At 63.4% G+C, this 19485-nt stretch carries 13 protein-coding genes; 10 read left to right on the forward strand and 3 right to left on the reverse strand.

Going from position 1 to position 19485, the window contains the following annotated elements; genetic code table 11:
- Position 1 precedes the first annotated feature (1 nt).
- The 6 genes from PB2503_RS12485 to PB2503_RS12510 are packed head-to-tail and all read left to right on the forward strand — an operon-like array spanning position 2 to position 7559.
- On the forward strand, positions 2-904 hold the full coding sequence (locus PB2503_RS12485) for a DUF58 domain-containing protein (protein WP_013301617.1): 903 nt from the start codon (positions 2-4) through the stop codon (positions 902-904).
- Positions 901-3606: a DUF4159 domain-containing protein gene (locus tag PB2503_RS12490; protein WP_013301618.1), complete on the forward strand. Its 2706-nt coding sequence runs from the start codon at positions 901-903 to the stop codon at positions 3604-3606. Before PB2503_RS12485 ends, PB2503_RS12490 begins: the two co-directional genes overlap by 4 nt.
- Positions 3603-5672 (forward strand): hypothetical protein, encoded by a 2070-nt coding sequence (locus tag PB2503_RS12495; protein ID WP_013301619.1) that lies wholly within the window; start codon positions 3603-3605, stop codon positions 5670-5672. The genes PB2503_RS12490 and PB2503_RS12495 overlap by 4 nt, the downstream gene beginning before the upstream one ends.
- 59 nt (positions 5673-5731) lie before the next feature.
- Positions 5732-6370 carry a hypothetical protein gene (locus PB2503_RS12500; protein WP_148235288.1) on the forward strand — a complete coding sequence of 213 codons (639 nt, stop codon included), beginning with the start codon at positions 5732-5734 and terminating at the stop codon, positions 6368-6370.
- Between the two features lie 22 nt (positions 6371-6392).
- A complete protein-coding gene (locus PB2503_RS12505; protein ID WP_013301621.1) occupies positions 6393-6587 on the forward strand; it encodes a hypothetical protein in 195 nt (64 codons plus the stop codon).
- Positions 6588-6611: 24 nt separating this feature from the next.
- Entirely contained in the window at positions 6612-7559 is a 948-nt protein-coding gene (locus PB2503_RS12510; RefSeq protein WP_013301622.1) for a tyrosine recombinase XerC, read from the forward strand.
- A 99-nt stretch (positions 7560-7658) separates the two neighbouring features.
- On the opposite strand, the gene PB2503_RS12515 is transcribed toward PB2503_RS12510, so the two are convergent.
- A complete protein-coding gene (locus PB2503_RS12515; protein WP_013301623.1) occupies positions 7659-8570 on the reverse strand; it encodes a cation diffusion facilitator family transporter in 912 nt (303 codons plus the stop codon).
- Positions 8567-9457, reverse strand: a complete 891-nt coding sequence (locus tag PB2503_RS12520; protein ID WP_013301624.1) for a polyprenyl synthetase family protein — start codon at positions 9455-9457, stop codon at positions 8567-8569. The genes PB2503_RS12515 and PB2503_RS12520 overlap by 4 nt, the downstream gene beginning before the upstream one ends.
- A 75-nt stretch (positions 9458-9532) precedes the next feature.
- On the opposite strand from PB2503_RS12520, the gene PB2503_RS12525 reads away from it, so the two are divergent.
- The 4 genes from PB2503_RS12525 (at position 9533) to asnB (ending at position 18136) form a co-directional block, all read left to right on the forward strand.
- Positions 9533-11392, forward strand: coding sequence for an autotransporter assembly complex protein TamA (locus tag PB2503_RS12525; RefSeq protein ID WP_013301625.1), 1860 nt, complete (start codon positions 9533-9535; stop codon positions 11390-11392).
- Complete coding sequence (locus tag PB2503_RS12530) at positions 11392-15282, forward strand: translocation/assembly module TamB domain-containing protein (protein ID WP_013301626.1); 3891 nt, start codon at positions 11392-11394, stop codon at positions 15280-15282. Before PB2503_RS12525 ends, PB2503_RS12530 begins: the two co-directional genes overlap by 1 nt.
- A gap of 67 nt (positions 15283-15349) precedes the next feature.
- A complete protein-coding gene (gene xrtA, locus PB2503_RS12535; RefSeq protein WP_013301627.1) occupies positions 15350-16231 on the forward strand; it encodes an exosortase A in 882 nt (293 codons plus the stop codon).
- On the forward strand, positions 16232-18136 hold the full coding sequence (gene asnB / locus PB2503_RS12540) for an asparagine synthase (glutamine-hydrolyzing) (protein WP_013301628.1): 1905 nt from the start codon (positions 16232-16234) through the stop codon (positions 18134-18136).
- Here the strand turns inward: asnB and carA are convergent.
- Positions 18130-19305, reverse strand: coding sequence for a glutamine-hydrolyzing carbamoyl-phosphate synthase small subunit (carA, locus tag PB2503_RS12545; protein WP_013301629.1), 1176 nt, complete (start codon positions 19303-19305; stop codon positions 18130-18132). The genes asnB and carA overlap by 7 nt on opposite strands.
- Positions 19306-19485 lie beyond the last annotated feature (180 nt).

Genomic DNA, 19485 nt, shown 5'->3' on the forward strand with positions numbered 1-19485 from the left:
GATGTCCAGTCCCCGTCCCCTCGATCTCGAGCAATCCGCCACAAAGACGGCGGGGCACCTTCCTGCCTTGCTCGTCGATGCCGAGACCGTGGCGAATACCCTGATGGCGGGGGCCCATGGCCGTCGCCAGGGGGGATCGGGCGAGACATTTTGGCAGTACCGCCCCTATACAAGCGACGACAGCGCAACCCGTATCGATTGGCGGCAATCGGCCCGGTCGGCCCATCAACTTTTCGTGCGCGAGACCGAATGGGAAACAAGCGCCGTGATCGGCCTATGGAGCGCCGCCAGTGCCAGCATGGCCTATGGCTCGGATCAAAACGGCCCGACCAAACGCTGGCGCGCCCAGGTGCTGGCCGTTGCCCTTGCCCTCCTTCTGACCCGCGCGGGCGAGAGGATCTTGGACCTTGGACAGAGCCGCGGCGGGGGGCAGGGGGGAGAAGGCAGCGGCAGCGCAGGCGCGGTCATGGCCTTCGCCGAGGCCCTCCTCGCCCGCCCGCCATTGCCCACCGATTTGCCGCCCCTGGCCAGCCGACCACTGGCCCAGATCGTCTATATTTCTGATTTCTACGACGATCTCGACCCCTTGCTGAAACGCCTTTCTACCATCGCCGGAACGGGCCAGCCCCTGACCCTCGTTCAAATCTCCGATCCGGCGGAGGATGCGTTTCCCTTCGAAGGGCGCCGCCTGTTTCAGCAGGCAGCCGGGCAGGACCGGATCGTCTTTGGCGATGCGGCGGCGGTCAGAGACGCCTATCGCCAAGCCCGGACCGCGCATTTAGGAACCCTCGAGGATTTCTGCCGACGTCGTGGGATCCCCCTCCTTCATCACCGGACGGATCTGCCGGCGACCGCCTGTCTCTCAGCGCTTCACGCTGCGATTTCGGGATATCGCTTCCGATGACGGGACTGAGTTTTGCTGCCCCCTGGCTCCTTCTCGCCTTACTCGGCCTTCCCTTGCTCTGGTGGCTTCTCAAGGCGACCCCGCCGCCGCCCACCCGCACCCCTTTTGGCGGCACGGTCTTTCTCAAGGGCCTGCGCGCGACAAAGGATACGCCCGCGGCGACGCCTCTTTGGCTGTTGTTGATCCGTCTGTTCGTCCTTGCCCTGTTGATCATCGGCTTGGCAGGCCCGATCTGGGGCGCCAGGGATACGCTCGCCGGACAAAAACCACTATTGATCGTCCTCGACGACACCTGGCCCGCCGCGCCGGGCTGGCGCCAGCGCCAGGAGACGGTCAGAGCGCTGGCCCTCGACCCTGAGGCGGCAGGCCGTACCGTCCGTCTCCTGAGGACCGCAGGGGAAGCCAGCCTCTCCGACCCCATGCGGTTTGACCGGGCCGCCGATGACATTGCCGGGATTGTTCCGCAGGCGGGCAATGCCGATCGCGCCGGGGCCCTCCCCCTGATGGAGGGGGCGACGAGCATCCTGTGGATCAGCGACGGCGTTATCGGGCGCAGCGGCGCGGACGCCTCTTTTCTACAGCGCATAGCGCGGACCGAGGAGGTGTACCTCCTGCGTCCAGGCCCCGCCGGCGCCCTCGCCTTGCGGGGGATGACGGCGGAGAGCGAGGGACTTCGCCTGACGGTCGAGCGCATCGGCGATCATTGGAGCGAGGCCGATCTGCGCGTCATCGGGCGGGAGGGTCAGCGCCTAGCCGAGACGACCGTGCGCTTTGACGCAAACGCGCGCCAGGCGACCGGGAAAATCCGCCTCCCTCTCGCCCTCCAGAACGAAGTGATCCGGGCCGAGATCGGCGGCGTGACAAGTGCCGGCGCCACCTGGCTGGCCGATGCGGGGAGCCGCAGAGTCCGCGCCGGGGTGGTTTCGGACGGTGACGAAACCCTTCTGGACGGCGGATTTTATCTCCAAAGCGCGCTTGAGGAGGCCGCGGTGGTCGCCACCGCCCCCCTCGCCGATCTGTTGAACGCCGAGACGGGGATGATCATTCTCGATGATATCGGCACCATTCGCCCCGACCTTACCCAACGGGTCAGTCAGTGGGTCGAGGCGGGCGGGGTGCTGGTGCGCTTTGCCGGGCCGAATACCGCCAACACCTCCACACATCAGCGGCGTGACCTCCCTCCCTTGCTTCCCCTCCCCCTGATCGCCGGGGAGCGGGCCCTTGGCGGGGCGCTGTCCTGGACCAGCCCGCAAACCCTCGCCCCGTTCCCTCAGAATAGCCCTTTCGCGGGCCTCGACCTCAGCGGGGCGCCGGTGGTTCGCCGCCAGGTTCTCGCCAATCCCAATGCCCTCGACCAGGCTGAAATCTGGGCGTCGCTGACCGATGAGACGCCCCTTGTCACCGCCAGGCGGCAAGGAGACGGGGTGATCGTCCTGTTTCACGTCACCGCCACCCCGACATGGTCCGACCTGCCCCTGTCGGGAGTCTTCCCCGCCGTTTTCGGCCGTCTTGCCGATCTCGCGGCGGGCACGCTTGAGGTCGAAGCGGCGGCGACCTTGCCGCCCTACCTCCTCCTCGACGGCTTCGGCCGTCTCCGCCCCCCGGGCGACCGTGCCGAGGCCTTAAGATCGGCGCCGCGCGACGCCCAAGCGCGCCGACCGGCTCCCGGCCTCTATGGCGATGCGCGCGCGGCGCGGGCCGTGAACACCTATCCAGAAGGGGCAGCCCAGCTCGATCCCCTGACCGGCGTGCGGACCCCGGCCAATGTCACCTATCTCGCCACCGAGGGGACGGCGGGGCGATCGGGGCCGGCCCTGATTACCGCCGCCCTCGTCCTGCTGCTGATCGATGCGCTGGCAGGGGGCCTCCTGCATCGCCGTACCATCGGGACCGCCGCCCTGGTGGTCCTCGCCGCCATTCTGTTCCCTGTCATGACGAATGAGGCCGCCGCCCAAACCCGACGCCCTCCCATCGATCCGGCGGCGGCGACGGCAACCCTCAAGGTTCGGTTCGGCTATGTCGAAACCGGCGATGCGGCCACGGACCGCCTCTCACGCCAAGGATTGACGGGCCTTGCCACCGAAGCCTATCGGCGATCGGCCCTGGAACCAGCGCCGCCCATGGCCATCGACATAGAGAGCGACGACCTCTCGGTCTTCCCCCTTATCTATTGGCCGATCCGGCCGGATATCCCGCCCCCCTCTGATGCAGCCCTCGCCGCTCTTGAGAGTTTCATGGCGGGGGGCGGCTTGCTCTTGATCGACACGATGGACGGCGAGCAACAGACCGATGCCAGCCTGACCGCCGCCGGCGATGCCCTAAGGTCGATCCTCCTGCGGATGAATGTCCCCCCCCTCGAACCGTTACCCGAAGGGCATATTCTGACCAAATCATTCTATCGCCTCGACGATCTCCACGGACGAAATTCAGGTGGAGAGGTGTGGATCGAATCCGATAGTGCCCTACGGGAATCGACTGACGGCGTCCCCTCCCTGATCATTGGCGGACGTGACTGGGCTGCGGCCTGGGCCATCGACGACCGCGGCCAGCCGGTGAGGTCACCGGGAAGAGGGGGAGAGCGACGGCGCGAATATGCGTTCAGAGCCGGGATCAATATCGCTATGGTCGCCCTGACCGGAAACTATAAGGGCGATCAGGTCCATGTGCAGTCGCTCCTCGACGAGATGGGGGAGACGCGATGACCAGTTTGACGTTCTCTCCGATGTTGCCGCTGGTCCTCCTTGGACTGCTGGCGGGGATTGCCGTGATATCGGCTCTTTTGCGCGGGATGCGATCGGCGGCGGCGGGGGCGATCCAGCTCTTGGGCACCCTCTTCGGCGTCGTCTTCTTGCTGTCCCCGCAGATAACGGTCACGGACGGCGAAGCGATCCCCGATCTGGCCGTCATCCTGAGCGATACCAGCCGCAGCGTCTCCTTTGGGGATCGGAACACTATCGTCGAGGCGACATCGGCCAAATTATCCGAAACGCTGACCGCGATGGGCCTCGATGTGCGGCAGGCGAGCTTTGGCGGCCCGACGGAGAGCAACCTTGCCGAGGGGGTTGAGCGCGCCTTGACGGACATCTCCCGGAACCGCCTTGCCGGGGTTTTCGCCGTCACGGACGGACAAGTCTCAGGCGAGACGGCCAATGCGGCGATAAGAATAGAGAGCCCTCTCCACGCGCTGGTCACGGGCAATCCGCAAACGGAGCGGGATCGCCGCATCGAGTTGGTGGCGGCACCGCGCTACGGACTAGTGGGGGAGACCGTGAATATCCGCCTGCGTATATTATCTCCCGGCGAGCAGGGATCCCTGCCCGCAACGCTCTATGTCGGCGGCGAGGTCTATACCGAGACCAATCTGCCAATCGGGGAGATCGTGACCCTTTCGGTTCCCCTCGCCGTTCCCGGCGATCGGCTGATCGAACTGGAAGTCGCCGCCTCGCCCGCAGAACTCACCGAGCTGAATAATCGGGCTGTCGCCGTCATCACCGCCGTCCGGGATCGCCTGAGGGTCCTTTTGGTGTCCGGCGAGCCCCATGCGGGGGAGCGCGTGTGGCGGAATATCCTGAAAAGCGATCCCGCTGTGGACCTAGTCCATTTCACGATCCTCAAGCCGCAAAACAAGGTCGCCGTCGCGCGCGAGGAAGAGCTCAATCTCATCCAATTCCCCCATATCGAACTGTTCCTTGAGAAGCTCCCGGATTTCGACGTTCTCATTTTCGATCGGTATACCTACCGAAATGTCCTTGAATCCTTCGAGTTCGAAGAGATCGCGCGGTATGTTGAAAATGGAGGCGCGGTTCTTATCGCCTCGGGCCCTGAATATGCTGAGAGTGGCAGCCTGGCGAACCGCCCGAACCTCGCCTATATCCTCCCCGCGCTCCCCGCTGGAGCGGCCCGCGAGGGCGCCTTTATTCCCCAAAGATCTGCCCTCGGACAAAAACATCCCGTCACTCGATCGCTCGACGGTGAGGATCAGTGGGGACGGTGGCTTCGCTACATTCCGATCGCTGCCCCCGAAGGCCAAGTCCTGATGACCGGGCCTGAGGGCGCCCCCCTCCTCGTCGTGGACCGCGTCGGGGAAGGACGGATCGGCGTTTTGCTGTCCGACCATGTCTGGCTGTGGGCACGGGGCTTTGACGGTGGGGGGCCCCATCGAGAGCTTCTGCGCCGATTGGTACACTGGTTAATGAAGGAACCGGAATTGGAGGAGGAGGCCCTGAGTGGCCGTCTTGAGGAGTCGGGGCAATTGCGCATTGAACGCCAGTCCTTGGAAGCAGCCCCGCAGCCCGTCCAAGTCACCTCCCCCCGTGGGGAAACCCAGACCGTGCCGGTCGAGGAAGTCAGCCCAGGGCAGTTCGAAGCCCTCCTTCCCGGTGGGGAGCCCGGCCTCTATCGATTGAGGTCGCAGACCGCCGAGGGACGTCGCCTCTACGCCCTCGCATCGAGTGCCGAAGGGGGCACAAGCGAGACCGAGGCGGTCATCACCACGACAGAAAAAATTACGCCGATCACGGAAGAGACGGGCGGGGGCACCTTCATCATCCGATCGGCCCAAAGCCCCCTCCCCGACATCCGCATGGTGGGCGACGGCCGACGTGCCGCTGGGCGGGACTGGGCGGGTCTTGTCCGCCGCAATGTCATGACCGTTCAATCCGTCAGGCAAAAGCCGCTCCTCTCCGCCCCCCTAAGTCTCGCCTTTATCGGAGGGGCGATCCTGCTGGCATGGTTAATCGAAGGACGGAATTTTCGGCGATCCTCTTAGGGAAAGCGCAAATCGAGGGTGGTAGACGGATGGGTGATTTCTTGGGGAAAGGCCCATTCATGGCGAACCAGCATCGTCTTTTTCGATTGAGTGAAATGTCGTCGGACGACGCTGAGAAACTATCCTGGGACAGCCCCGCATCCGCCCGGATCAGATCAACATTGTCTCCCCATATCGGTAGTTCGGCGGATAAGGCCCCCCTCGATGAGCCCTTGAGGGTCGCCATCATCACCCTCGACGATGCCTGCATGGTGTTGGACGGTGTCAGAGCGCAATTGCGGGATATCGCCGAACCCGTAATTGCCGCGGCGGCGGACCCCGATCCCGCCAACCGCGCCCTTTTCGCCGATGAATATGACGAGCATCGAGAGCGGTTCCACAGCTTTCGACTAGACGATCAGGACCCGGCAGCCGCGATTCTCGGCGAGTCTTCCACCGCGATGAGTATCGATCTGCCAAATGGGACGGCCTATCGCGTAGGGCGCTTTTCGCTCGGCCAACAGGCAGAACTGACCCTCCCCCCGCCGGTCACCGCTTTCGCCGATCATGGGGAAATTGCCGAGATTCTTGGCGCCATCGACGCCGCTTTTTCGGTTCTCGACGGCGCGCTTGTCCGCTATCGTCAAGACAGTCGTTTTCTCTCGGCCCGGTTTTCCTTGCCGACCAAGGACGATGACGCGCCGCCGCCGGTCGCCTGACGCGATCGATTAGGGGTCTACCATGACAAAAATGATCTGTTCCCTCTTGGGCCTTTGCCTGCTGCTGTCCGGCTGTGCCGTCGGCACCACGGCCCGTCTTGCGGGCGATGTCGTGGAGGGCTCAGCCAAGACCGGTCTGATGGTGGGAAAGACCACGGGCAAGCTGGCGATCAAGACTGGGCGGGTCGTCACCCCTGGTGGTTCCCCTCAAGACTAGGCGAATCGGGGCAGCCTTTCTGCGATGGTCGCGCCGCCTCCCTCCTCCGCCGCCGCCTGGCCCGTATTGACGGCTGCCTTTCTGCGTCACCTTGAGACCCAGACAAGAGCCAGTCCCTACACGATCAGAAACTATCGGCAGACGATCGACCGGTTTTCGGATTTCGCGCGACGTCATCGCGGGGGTGAGGTCGACCTGGTCGATATTGCGCGCTGGCGAACGGCCGATTTCCGCGCTTTTCTCGCCGATCGCCGCGCTGAGGGGATCGCCCCGCCGACCCTCAGGCTCGACCTATCGGCGCTGAAGCAATTATTTCGTTTTATCGATCGCCGCACGGGCAGCGAAACGACCCCGCTTTATGCGTTAAGAACGCCAAAGGCACCGCGGCGCCTGCCCCGACCGATCGGTCAGGCCCCGGCCTTGGCCCTGGCTGAGGCCGCCGAGCACACCCAAGACTGGACGGTGCACCGGGATCGCGCCCTCTTCGCCCTTCTCTACGGGGCCGGGCTGCGCCTCTCTGAGGCCCTCGCCCTCGATCGTCGGGATCTCCCGCCAAGGGGGGTGTCCCTAAGGGTCCTCGGAAAAGGCGCCAAGATGCGCGATGTTCCATTGCTCGATGTCGTCCGCACAAGAATAGACACCTATCTCGATCATCGAGACAAGGCGATACCGGGCAACACAGCGCCCGCCCTGTTCCTCGGGGCCAAGGGCCGGCGGCTGTCCCCAGGGGTGGCGCAACGCGCCTTACGGCGGGAGCGGGCCACGCTTGGCCTGTCGGACGATGCCACGCCCCACGCCCTGCGCCATGCCTTTGCCACCCATTTATTGGCGGCCGGTACGGATCTCAGAACCCTCCAGACATTGCTCGGCCATAGCTCGTTGAAGACCACGCAAGGATACACCGAGATCGATGCCGGTCGACTGCTGGCGGTCCATGCCGCGGCCCATCCGCGAGGCAGATCGTCAGACTAGATCCATTTAACGTCAATAATAGTCGTGAAACGTGTCTGGGGCTATATTCTATCGCCTTTTCTCCTCGCGAATCTGCGCCTGCATTTTCTTGAATATGCGCTAGTCGCTGATCTGTCCGAAAGCATCGTGCTCAGGGGTCTGACCATGAAGATCCTGCTTGAGGATAACATCCGCCCCCGGCACTTCTTCGCGAAGCTTGAGGTCGACACGGTCGGCAATTTCCTGGGCATGCTTCAAGGTTAAATGGGGATCGAGCTCCAAATGACCTTGAATATAGGTCGTCGGCCCAGCCTTCCGCGTTCTTACGGCATGAACCCCCGCAACCTCGGGGTCGGCGGTGATGATACGCAGGATTTTCGCCCGTTCCGCCGCCGACACCTCCTCGTCCATCAATTGCGGCAGGGCACGCCGGGCGATGGAGATCACCGACCAGAAGAGAAACCCGGCCGCAAGGACACCGGCGACCCCGTCGGCCCAGAGGATCCCGAACCGCCCGGTCAATATGACCGCCAATAGGATCCCAGCATTGGCGATGAAATCGCCAAGATAATGCGCCCGATCGCTTTCGGTCGCGAGGGAGGTGGACCGGGAGAGGGCAAAGGTTTGGAACGCGACCAGGAGCAAGGTCGCCCCGATCGAGGCCACCATGACTTGGATCGCCAAATTGGCGTGGGCGAGCGGCGCCGGGTCGATCAGCGCCCTGATCGATTCGACCAAGACAAAGACGGCCGACCCGGTGATCATCACCAATTGCACGAGGGATGAGATCGCTTCGGCCTTGGCGTGGCCGAAGCGGTGGTTCTCATCGGGGGGTTGGGCCGCAATCCGTACACCAAGAAACGCAATCAGGCTCGCCAGGAGGTCAAGCAGACTGTCGGCAAGAGAGCCGAGCATCGCCACCGACCCCGTCTCGATCCATGCCGCAGCTTTTAGAATGACGAGGAGTGTCGCGACGAAAGCCGCCGCGCCCGTCGCCAGGCTTGGCCAGGATATGCCGCTCCGCTCGCTCATGTCGATCGGGACGCCAATTGGCCTGCCACGGCCCGAAGGCGGTCGGCCCGCGGCCCCAAGCCGGCCAGAGCGGCGAGGGCAGCCGCCGTAAGCGCCGAAACCCGGTCCCGCGCCCCGGCAAGACCGAGAAGAGACACAAAAGTCGCCTTGCCCGCGGCGCCATCAACGCCCGCAGGTTTACCCAATTCGGCGCTCGACGCGGTCTCGTCGAGAATATCGTCGACGACCTGAAACGCTTCCCCCACCGCCGCAGCATACTGGCGCAATGCGGCTTCATCCGACGGCGCCGCAGCCCCGACGATCGCCCCCATGACCGCAGCGGCCTCAATCAGCGCCCCGGTCTTGCGGCGCTGGATCCCCACTATGGCCGCTTCATCGCCGCCATCGGGATAAAGATCCATCATCTGGCCGCCAACCATCCCCCCTGAGCCCGCCGCCAGGGCCAGCTCTCGAACAAGGCGGCAGGCCGTCGGCGCCGTATATGTCCCCTCTTCGGTGAGAAGCGCAAAGGCATCGGTGAGCAGCCCATCACCGGCGAGGATAGCGATGGCCTCGTCATAGGCCTTATGGACACTGGGCCGTCCCCGGCGGGTGTCCGCATCGTCCATGGCGGGAAGGTCGTCGTGAATCAGCGAATAGCAATGCACCATTTCGATCGCCGTTGCCGCGGGCAGCGCCGCCTCATCGTCCGCGCCGAAAATCGACGCCGCTTCGAGGACGAGAAAGGGTCTGAGGCGCTTGCCCCCGCCCAAGGCCCCATGGGCCATCGCCGCGCGCAGGCGCCCCAGGGCCGGCGACTCCGTCCGATTGATAACAAGCCGATTTTCTAGGCTTTTGGTAACCAAGTTCGCACGGGTTATGAGATAATCGGAAAGGGTATCTGACATGGTCAGTCCCTTTTTCGAACTATATCGGTGGGTCAAGGCAGGTCCCGTCTCTATCCGCCATAAAACAGGCCTAATGTGAGTAAAAAATCGATCAGTCATTGTGCGATTGTTGGGGGCCTTATCCTTCCCGTTGCCCTTTTCGCCTCTTCTGCGTCGGGAACATTGGTCCGCGATCTCGAGATCGCCGTTACCATTGAAGGTGTCGACGATTCCGATCTGCGAGGCGATCTGCGTGCCTTGAGCGTCGTGATCAATCGCGATGAGGAAGAGCGCTTCACCGCCCTTGCGCCCCTGCGGCGCGCCGTCGCCAGCGATGCGCAAAAAATGAAGCAGGCGCTGCTCTCCTTGGGATATTACGCCGCGACGGTGGAGCCCAAGCTCACCCGCGCCGGTCTTGATGTCGACATTACCTATCTCATCGCCCCCGGCGAGCGTTTTGAGATCACCGACTACCGGATCGATTACACCGACCCTCAGGGGGAAGCGAGACCGGCCTCCCTCTCAGAGATCCCCGGCCTGACCCTGGACGGCGACCCGACGGGAGACCGGTTGAAGGGGCTTGGCGACAAGCTCATCAGCTATCTTTGGAACAACGGATACCCTCGGGCGGAAATCCGCCGAGATTATGTTGCGGCAAATTTCGGCGCCGGGACGGCAAGTGCCGTCTATGACGTCACCACAGGCCCCAGAGCCAGCTATGGCGACATCCGGGTCAGCGGCAATGAGCGCACCAAGGACAGCCACATCAAGGCTTATTTCCGTGAGGACGAGGGCGCGCTCTATCAACGCCGCGCGATCGATGCGTATAGAGATGCCCTTTCCCGCACCAGCCTCTTCCGTGAGGTCTCCGTCCAGCCCGCCCCGCCGCTCGAGGGCGGACGCACCGACCTTTTGGTCGAAGTGGCCGAGCGCCCCCATCGCACCATCGGCGGGGGGCTCAGCTTTGCCACCGATGTCGGCATTGGGGCGACCGCCTCGTGGGAGAACCGCAATACGTTCCGCGGCGGCGAGCTTCTCTCCGTCACCCTTGAAGCCTCTCAGCCCGAACAGCAATTCGGGCTCCTCTACGAGGATCCGCTTCCCCGTTTTCCGGGGGCGTGGAACGCGACGGCGCTGTTCCTCAACGAACAGACCGACGCCTATGAGGCGGTCACAGGCAAGGTCGGCACCGGCATCGAGCGAACCTTCCGTGAGGATCGACTTCGTTTGAGTGCGAATATTCAGTACACCTATTCAGATATTACGGATCTGTCCGACCCCGATTTTCCCGAGGGACGATCGGAGACGGTCCAATTCCTCTCCTTTCCCCTGCGCGCGCAGTATAACAATGCCGATGACGAGTTAAATCCAACCACTGGATTTAGCGCCGGGGCCACCGTCACCCCCTTTGTCGGCGATCTCCAGTTCAACCGCGTGACCCTTTCCGGTGCGACCCGACACAGCTTCGGCGAGGATCGGTTCATCCTGGCAGGGCGCGGCCTTGTCGGCGCGACCCTCGGGGCGAGCGGTACAGACCTCCCCGCCACTGAACGCTTTTACGCCGGCGGCGGCGGCTCGGTCCGCGGCTATGCGTATCAAGAGGCCGGACCGATCAATATCGAAACCGGCAACCCGACGGGGGGAGCCTCGATTACGGAGCTGAACCTTGAAGGCCGGGTCATGGTGCGGGAAAATATTCAGCTTGCTGTCTTTGCCGATGCCGGCACCGTGTTCGAGAGCGAAACGCCTGACTTCTCTGGGGACACCCTGGTCGGGGCCGGGATCGGCGTGCGCTATATGAGCCCCATTGGTCCGGTCCGCCTCGATGTGGCAACGCCCCTCGATCGTCGCCGCCTTACCGGCCTCCGCCCGAACGATGAGGGCGATCTGGTCGAGCAGACCGTCTTTCAGGACGATGTCATCCAAGTCTATATTGCCCTAGGACAACCGTTTTAATGTTGCGTGTTCTGACTTTCGTCGCCTGCGTAATCGGCGCTCTCTTGCTGCTGCTCCTGGCCACCGTTTTCGTCCTGCCAAAGACTGGGCCTGGGCGGGACCTCATCAATTCGATCGTTGAACCGAAAATTATCGATCTTGCCGACGCGCAGCTCGGTAGCGATCTAAGCTATGATGGAATCAAGGGCGCCCTTCCTGGTGAGATCATCATCGACAATATCGTCCTCTCTCAGGAGGGGGAGCGGTGGCTCACCGCTGAACGGCTGGTCCTGCGATGGTCCCCCTTCGCCTTGATCCGTCGCAAGGTTGTCGTGCAGGAGCTCGAAGGCCAGGCCATCACCGTCTATCGTCAGCCCACCCTTCCCGAGCGCCCCGCCCCTGAGGCGGAGGAGCAGCAGAGGGACGACGTCAGTCTCCCCTCCTTCGACGTGCAACGGCTGGCGCTGACTGATCTGTCGATCCGCGAGGCCGTACTGGGTGAGCGATACGACCTGACCCTGGTTCTCTCTGCCAAAGGGGCGGGGCAGACCTTGGAGGGGAAAGCCGCCCTCGACACCGAAAGCGGCAGCGATCGGCTCAGGCTGTCCGGCGCCTTTACCGGGACCCGTCTCAATCTCACATTATCCGGCAATTCCGCCGCCGATGGCCTTCTGACCACCGCCATTGGCGCAGAGGCGCCCATCGTCATTGCCCTCTCCGGAGAGGGGCCCCTGACCCAATTCGCCGGTAAGCTTAAGGCCGAGATTGGCGATTATGGCCGGGCCGAGGGCACCCTTTTAGGAGACCTTCAAACCCTTAATGGCGTCAACCTCACCCTGACCGCGTCCCCGGGCCGCCTTGCCCCGGCCCCGACCGAGCAAATCCTTGGCGACAGCGCGCGGATCACCGCGGCGGCCCGGCGCGAAGGCCAGACCATCACCGTCGATATCGAGGAAATTGACGGGCGCTTCGGACGCATTACGGGCACAGTAAAGCTCGATGCCGAGACCGAAAACGACCGACAGGTGGTTGCCGATCTTCGCGGCGAGCTGTCCACCGCCCTCGCCACGGATTATGGGGCCGAAATTGTCGCCGGTCCCTTGTCGTTGCAAGCGACCGCGACCCTTGGCGACCAGGTCACGCGTTTTGCGGGATTGTTCACCACCGCTATCGGGACCCTTACCGTTCAAGAGGGCCTGTCGGGCGGGGACCGCCTGTTCGATGGTCTGGTCACCGTCGACCTTAAGCGCGCGCCCGTTGAGGTGCCGCAGATCGGGCCCCTTCTCGACGAAGGGGTCACGGCGCGCACCTCCCTCTCTGTCGGGCAAGATCTGGTGATCGAAGCCGACGCAATCCGCCTGGTGGCGGGCGGGACCGCCCCCCTGCGCCTCAGTGCGGAGGGCCAAGCGCGCTACGCCGTCGATGGTGGGGCCTTTGCCGCGGATCTTCGCCTCAACGCCGATGCGGCGGCGGCGGCGCTGTTGCTGAGCAGTGACGTTGTCGAGGGGCCCCTCACCACAACCCTTGTGGCCGAGGGGACGACAGACAGCTTTACCCTGGAGGCCGATGCCGCCATTCCAGCGGGCCAGCTCGGCGGAGAGCCCTTCGCGGCGGGACGATTGCGGGCGGATCTGACCGGACTGCCTCTCCAGCCTCGGGGCGAGGTGCGCCTCTCTTCAACCGATCAGTCCTATGACGGTCGGGCCGTCCTTACCGCGACCGGTGACCGCATTACAGTGGAACAATTGCGGTTTCGCGGCGGCGATCTGGTCATATCGGGTCAGGGGGCGGTGACCCCCTCCCCCCTCACCGCCGCGGCGGAGTTGAGCATCGATGCAGGAGATGGCGCGGCCTTGATCACCGGCGAAACGCTGGTGGGACGGGCCGACCTTACCCTTAATTACGATGCGGGCGGCAGTCGGCTTGCCGCCAATGCAGATCTCAATGCCTTTGGCTATGGGCCGGTTTCGGCGGACAGCCTCGCATTACGGGCGTTAGGTCCCCTCAACGCCATCGCCTATGACCTCAGGGGCCAGAATCTTTCCCTTCCCTCCGCGTTCCTCGCTCGCCTTTCGGCCAGTGGTCAAGCCGACATCGATGAGGACGGCCCGCGGGTGATAGGGATCGAGACCTTCAGCACAGCGCTTAACGAAGACACCGAGCCCAATCGGATTACTCTCCTGGCCCCGACGCAAGTGACGATCGGCGAGGCCATCACCATTGCGCCGACCCGAATCGACTGGCTTGCTGAGGGCACGCTCTCCCTGTCCGGCAGCTATGCGGCGCAACGCTGGCAGGCGGCGGTCACCGCAAGGGACATCGCCGTTCCCGCCCTGACCAGCCCCGTGAGCGCCGATATTGCCGTCGATACATCCACTTCCCCGATCGCCCGCGCCGAGCTGACTAGCACGGTGAGCCCGGAGGATGAGGATCAACTCTATCGTCTGGGTGCCGAAGCCATATGGGATGGGCGCACCTTTGGGGTCGATGCGACGGTCACCCCCGAAAATGGCGCACCGCTGATCACCGTGGATATTGGAGTGCCCCTCGACCTGACCCGGGGGGAGAGCCTTGGCCTCGTCCTGCCCGACCGCCCCCTCACCGGCACCATCGCGGCGGAGGGGACCATCGATCCACTCTATGCGTTCATTCCGGCCATCCCCCCCTATCTGACCGGTGACTTATCGGCCCAAATTGCCCTTGAGGGGACACCGCAGGCCCCCGGCGCCTCGGGCCAGATCCGGCTCGAAGGCGGACGGGTGGAGGAGCCGCAGGTCGGGCTGACACTGACCGACCTCCGCGGCACCATCGACTTTGCCTATCGCGATCAGGCGGCCCGCGGCACGATCGACCTTACCGGCTCGGGGGTGAATGGCCGGGCGGATGCGTTTCGGCTCACCGGCACGGTCGATACCACGCCGAGCGATCCGCGGGTCGACGCGCGCCTCATTTTGGCCGATGCCACCTTGATCGACAGCCGTGATCTCGAACTGCGCACCGATGCGGATTTGACCCTCGCCGGCCCGTTCACCGATCTCTCGCTCAGCGGGTCGATCACGCTCGACGAAGTCTATGCGACGATCCCCGAGACCGAAGGCGGCGGTGGTCCCTCCTATCGTGAGGTTGAGGTGGTGCGGGTCGATGGTCCCAATCCGGAAGCCCCGACCCTCGACGACCCGGTCACGACCGAGCCCGCATTTAACCTTGCCCTCGATATCGATGTCAACGCGAACAACCGGATCTTCATCCGTGGGCGCGGCCTCAACAGCGAATGGGCCACCAATCTGCAGATCGATGGGTCTGCCAGTGCGCCGATTTTGACTGGATCGATCCGGGCCCTCGATGGGACATTCGATTTCGCCGGGCGGATTTTCGATCTTCAGGACAGCCGGATTGTCTTCAACCGTGTCCCGCCGGATCAAGCGGTCCTCGATGCGCGTGCGCGCTATGAGGCCGAGGAGGTCGTTGCCTTCATCAATGTCGAAGGGAAGGCGACGGATCCGCAGATCAGCCTCACCTCAACGCCGCCGCGTCCACAGGAGGACATTCTCGCCCTGGTCCTGTTCGGCAAAAGCCCCACCGAACTCAGCGCGCTTGAGTCGCTGCAAATCGCCAATTCCATTTCGCGGATCACCGGCGGGCCGAGCCTTGGCGGGGGCGGCCGGGGGGGCCTGCAATCGGCCCTTGGCCTCGATGCGCTCTCCATCGGCGTCGGCGATGGCGGCGGCGCCGAAGTCGCGGTGGGAAAATATTTATCCGATGACGTTTATGTCAGTGCGCGACGCTCCTCCACCGGCACGGATACGGAGGTGACGCTGACATATGAGGTAACCGATCATATCACTGTCGAGAGCACGCTTGAGCCGAACGGCGCGCAGAGTGTTTCCGCCAATTACAAGCGGGACTACTGAGCGACCGGATCGGCGCCGCCGCCCGATTGGAGGCTGGCGCCGTTGGGGGGGGGCCTTTCCGGCGCTGGTGATCGGTTTGGCAGGGCTGCTGATCCTCTTGCGCCCTGGCTTTGTCCATATGGTCGGTGTGTGGCTCTCCTCCCCCACCTATCACCACGGGGCCCTCGTGCCGTTTGCCAGCCTGGCCATAATCGCCGATGGGTGGCGACGGGAGGAGGTTTTCGCCCCCTACCCGCCGGCCCTCCTCGCGATCGCCGTCGCGGCCGCCCTTTATGCCGGAGGGAACATGATGGATGTCGCCTTGGGCCAGCATCTCGCCATTGCCCTTGGCCTTGCCTCCCTCGCGGCACTCTTCCTTGGACGATCTTTTGCGATCCGCCACCGCTTCGCCCTTGGCCTATTGGTGATGATGGTCCCGGTGGGGGAGGAACTCGTCCCCACGCTTCAAACGGTGACCGCCTTTGGGATCATGGCGGGTCTCTCCGCTTTGGATATTCCCGCTATCCGTGAGGGACTGCTCATCAGGACCGGCGCGGGAGATTTTCTTGTCGCCGAGGCCTGCGCCGGTCTTCGTTTTTTGATGGCCACGATCGTCACTGGCTCGATCCTCGCGCGATATGTCTTCAAGGATGTCCGACGCCAGATCGGTTTTCTCTTCTTATGCCTTTTCATCCCCGTCCTTGCCAATATTCTGCGGGCGACGGCCACGGTTGCCGTGGCAAGCTGGACGGATATGACGGTGGCGGCGGGGCTTGATCATATGATCTATGGCTGGGGCTTTTTTTTCGTTATTCTCGCCACTCTTGTTGGACTTGGTCTTGTCTTGGCTGAGGAGGGGGCACCCTCCCCGCCAGACCCGCCGATTGTTCCCGCCGCGGCGGGGGTGGGTCGCGTCATCTGGATCAGCACGGCGGCACTGGCCCTGATGTTCTTTGCAAGGATTGTATAGATGTGTGGGATCGCGGGCATTGTGGACCTGGTGGGAGAGCGGGAGATTCCTGAGTCTCCGCTCGACCGCATGGTAAAGGCACTGGCCCACCGGGGGCCCGATGGCGGCGGGGTCTACCGCGTTCCTGGCCTCGCCTTTGGTCATCGGCGCCTAGCCATCGTCGACCCAGATCAAGCCGCGCAACCCTATATCGGGTCCGAAGGCTCCGTGCTCACCTATAATGGCGAGATCTATAATCATGGGGAGCTTCGCGGCGATCTCGATCGCGCCCGGCGCCCAATCAAGACTCGGTCCGATACCGAAATTCTGTGTGAGCTGATGGAACTTCGGGGGGAGGATGCCCTCCCCTCCCTCGACGGCATGTTCGCCTTCGCCCATTGGACACCGCGTACGGAGACCTTGCTTCTCGTCAGAGACCGGATCGGTGAGAAACCCCTCTATCTCGCACAGACCCCCGATAATTTCTTGATCTTCGCTTCCGAAATTGATGCCATCCTCGAAAGTGGCCTCATCAGTGCAGAGATCAATCCTACGGCGGTCGCTGACTATCTTCTGTACGGCTATGTTCCCGATCCGAAGACCATCTATCGGGGGATCGGGAAATTACCCCCTGGCCATCTTCTAAAAATCGCCAGGGGGCAACCGATCGCCCCGGCAAAGCCCTGGTGGACACTGACATTCAAGCCCGACGACGGCTGCCTTTATGAGGCAGTGGTTGAAGAATTACCGCTACTCCTTGACCGCTGCGTATCAGCACAGATGATGTCGGACGTGCCCATCGGCGCCTTTCTGTCGGGGGGGCTCGATTCTGGGGCGGTCACGGCCTCGATGCAAAAGGCCGCAACGGCACCGGTCACCACCTGCGCCATGGGCTTTGCCGACCCCGATTTTGACGAGCGCGCGGCGGCACGCGAAACAGCCACCCATCTTTGCACGAACCATTTTGACTGGGAAGCGCCACTCTCTCCCGTCGAGGATGTGCCCCGCCTTGCGGCAATTTATGGTGAGCCTTTCGCCGATAGCTCGGCCCTGCCCACCGCTCACCTCTGTGCAGGTGCCCGCCGCCACGCCACTGTCGCTCTCTCCGGCGATGGAGGCGATGAAGTCTTCGCGGGCTATGATCGGTACGGGGGCATCCTGAATGAAGCGCGACTACGCCAGGCGATCCCCGGCGTCGTTCGGCGCTCGATCGTGACAAAGGCCGGCAATGCCTTTCCTGCTTTCACGGACCGTGTTCCCAAACCCCTCCGCCTTCGAACGGTCCTCCAATCCGTTGGGGAGGATCACGCGGCGGCCTATGCCCGCGCGGTCAGCGCCGTGTTACCCGATCTTAGTCGTACTCTTCTGTCAGAAGAACTTCGCGACTACCGGCCCGAGCATCATGTGGAAGAGGCAGTTTACAAGGCGGATACGGATGACCCGATCCTTTCTGCTCAGGCGGCGGATTTCGCCACCTGGCTGCCGGGTCGTATGCTCGTCAAAATCGACCGCGCCTCCATGGCCGTAGGGCTCGAAGTTCGCCCCCCCCTGCTCGATCATCGGTTGGTGGAATGGGCGGCGCGTCTGCCCAGGCGGATCAAATATTCAGAAGGCAAGGGGAAAGTCATCCTGCGGGAGGCCATCGGTGATCGCCTGCCCAAGGGCGTCAGTACCCGCGCCAAAAAGGGCTTTGGCTCGCCGGTCGATCATTGGTTCCGCGACCAGGATGGCAGCCTTAGCCGTCACCTCCTCGACCGAACGGCCTGGCGGGAATGTGGGTTTTTCGATCAGTCGGCGGTGGAAGATCTGGTTGCTCGCCATTGTGCCGGCCGACGGAATGCCGGCCAGGCCCTGTGGTCGATCCTGATGTTCGATGCCTTCCTCATCCGTAAACCTTCGGACCGCACAAGTATCGCCAGCTATTGAGCGCTGGTCGCCATCATGGAGACGAAGCGAGCGAAGATTGGCGCGCTGTCCTGCGGGCCCGGCCCCGCTTCGGGGTGATGTTGAACCGAGATGACCGGCGCGTTCCGAAGCGAGAACCCTGCATTGGAGCCGTCGAAAAGGGAGGTATGCGTGGCTTCGGCCTCGGCCGGCAGACTCGCGGCATCAACAGCGAAACCATGGTTCATTGAGACGATTTCAACGCGACCGGATCGATGGTCCTTTACCGGATGGTTCGCCCCATGGTGTCCCTGCGGCATTTTCATCGTCTTCGCGCCAATCGCCAATGCCAGGAGCTGATGGCCAAGGCAAATGCCAAGGAGCGGAAGGCGCGCCGCAAGGACCCCTTTGATCATCGGAACGGCGAATTGCGCGGTGGCCGCAGGATCCCCCGGCCCATTGGAAAGGACCACCCCATCTGGGGAGAGGGCAAGGATCTCCTCGGCGGAACTTGACGGGCCGACCACGGTCACCCGCGCCCCCGCCGCCACCAGGCAGCGCAGGATCGTCCGCTTTGCCCCAAAATCGACCACCACGGCATGGGGACCGTCCTCCCGTCCCGCCGCAAAGCCCTGATCGGACCACGCCCCTTCGCTCTCGGCATAGGGACTTGATTGGGTAACGGACTTGGTCAGCTCGGCCCCTTCTAGGCCGGGGAAGGCGGCGGCGGCGGCCCGCAGCGCCTCGATATCGAATTGACCGGAGGGGGAATAGGCGATCGTCCCATGGGGCATTCCCGTCTCGCGAATCCGCGACGTCAACGCCCTGGTGTCGATGCCGGACAGACCAATGATTCCGCGCCGGCGCATCCACGCATTGAGGTCTGCCCTCGCCCGATAATTCGACGGCGCCGTCACCTCGGCGCGGACCACCGCCCCGCGGGCCGCCACAGACGCGGCCGTCGACGCATTCTCGATATCCTCGTCATTAGCCCCTACATTCCCAATATGCGGAAAGGTGAAGGTGACGATTTGTTGGGCGTAGCTGGGGTCTGTCAGGATCTCCTGATAGCCGGTCATAGCTGTGTTGAAGCACACTTCTCCCACCGCCGCGCCGGTTTGGCCAAAGCCCTCACCCTCAAACACGGTGCCGTCGGAAAGGACGAGCCGCCCCGTGGTCGGTCGTTCCGTTCGATCTTGACTGATCCGCACGATGTCATAATCCCTATTTTACTTTTGGCGACCGGCCAAACGGTCCGTCCTTTAGTCTGTGGATGCACAGGAAGGAAGGGGGCCGATGAGAGAAGTCAGGGTGACTTCGGGATCGTCGAGCAGAAGATTTAGGGTATTTCGTTATCGTGCCCCTCGCGTGGCACTCAAAGAGGACGTCTG

This window comes from Parvularcula bermudensis HTCC2503 (assembly GCF_000152825.2).
In the GTDB taxonomy this organism is placed as follows: domain Bacteria; phylum Pseudomonadota; class Alphaproteobacteria; order Caulobacterales; family Parvularculaceae; genus Parvularcula; species Parvularcula bermudensis.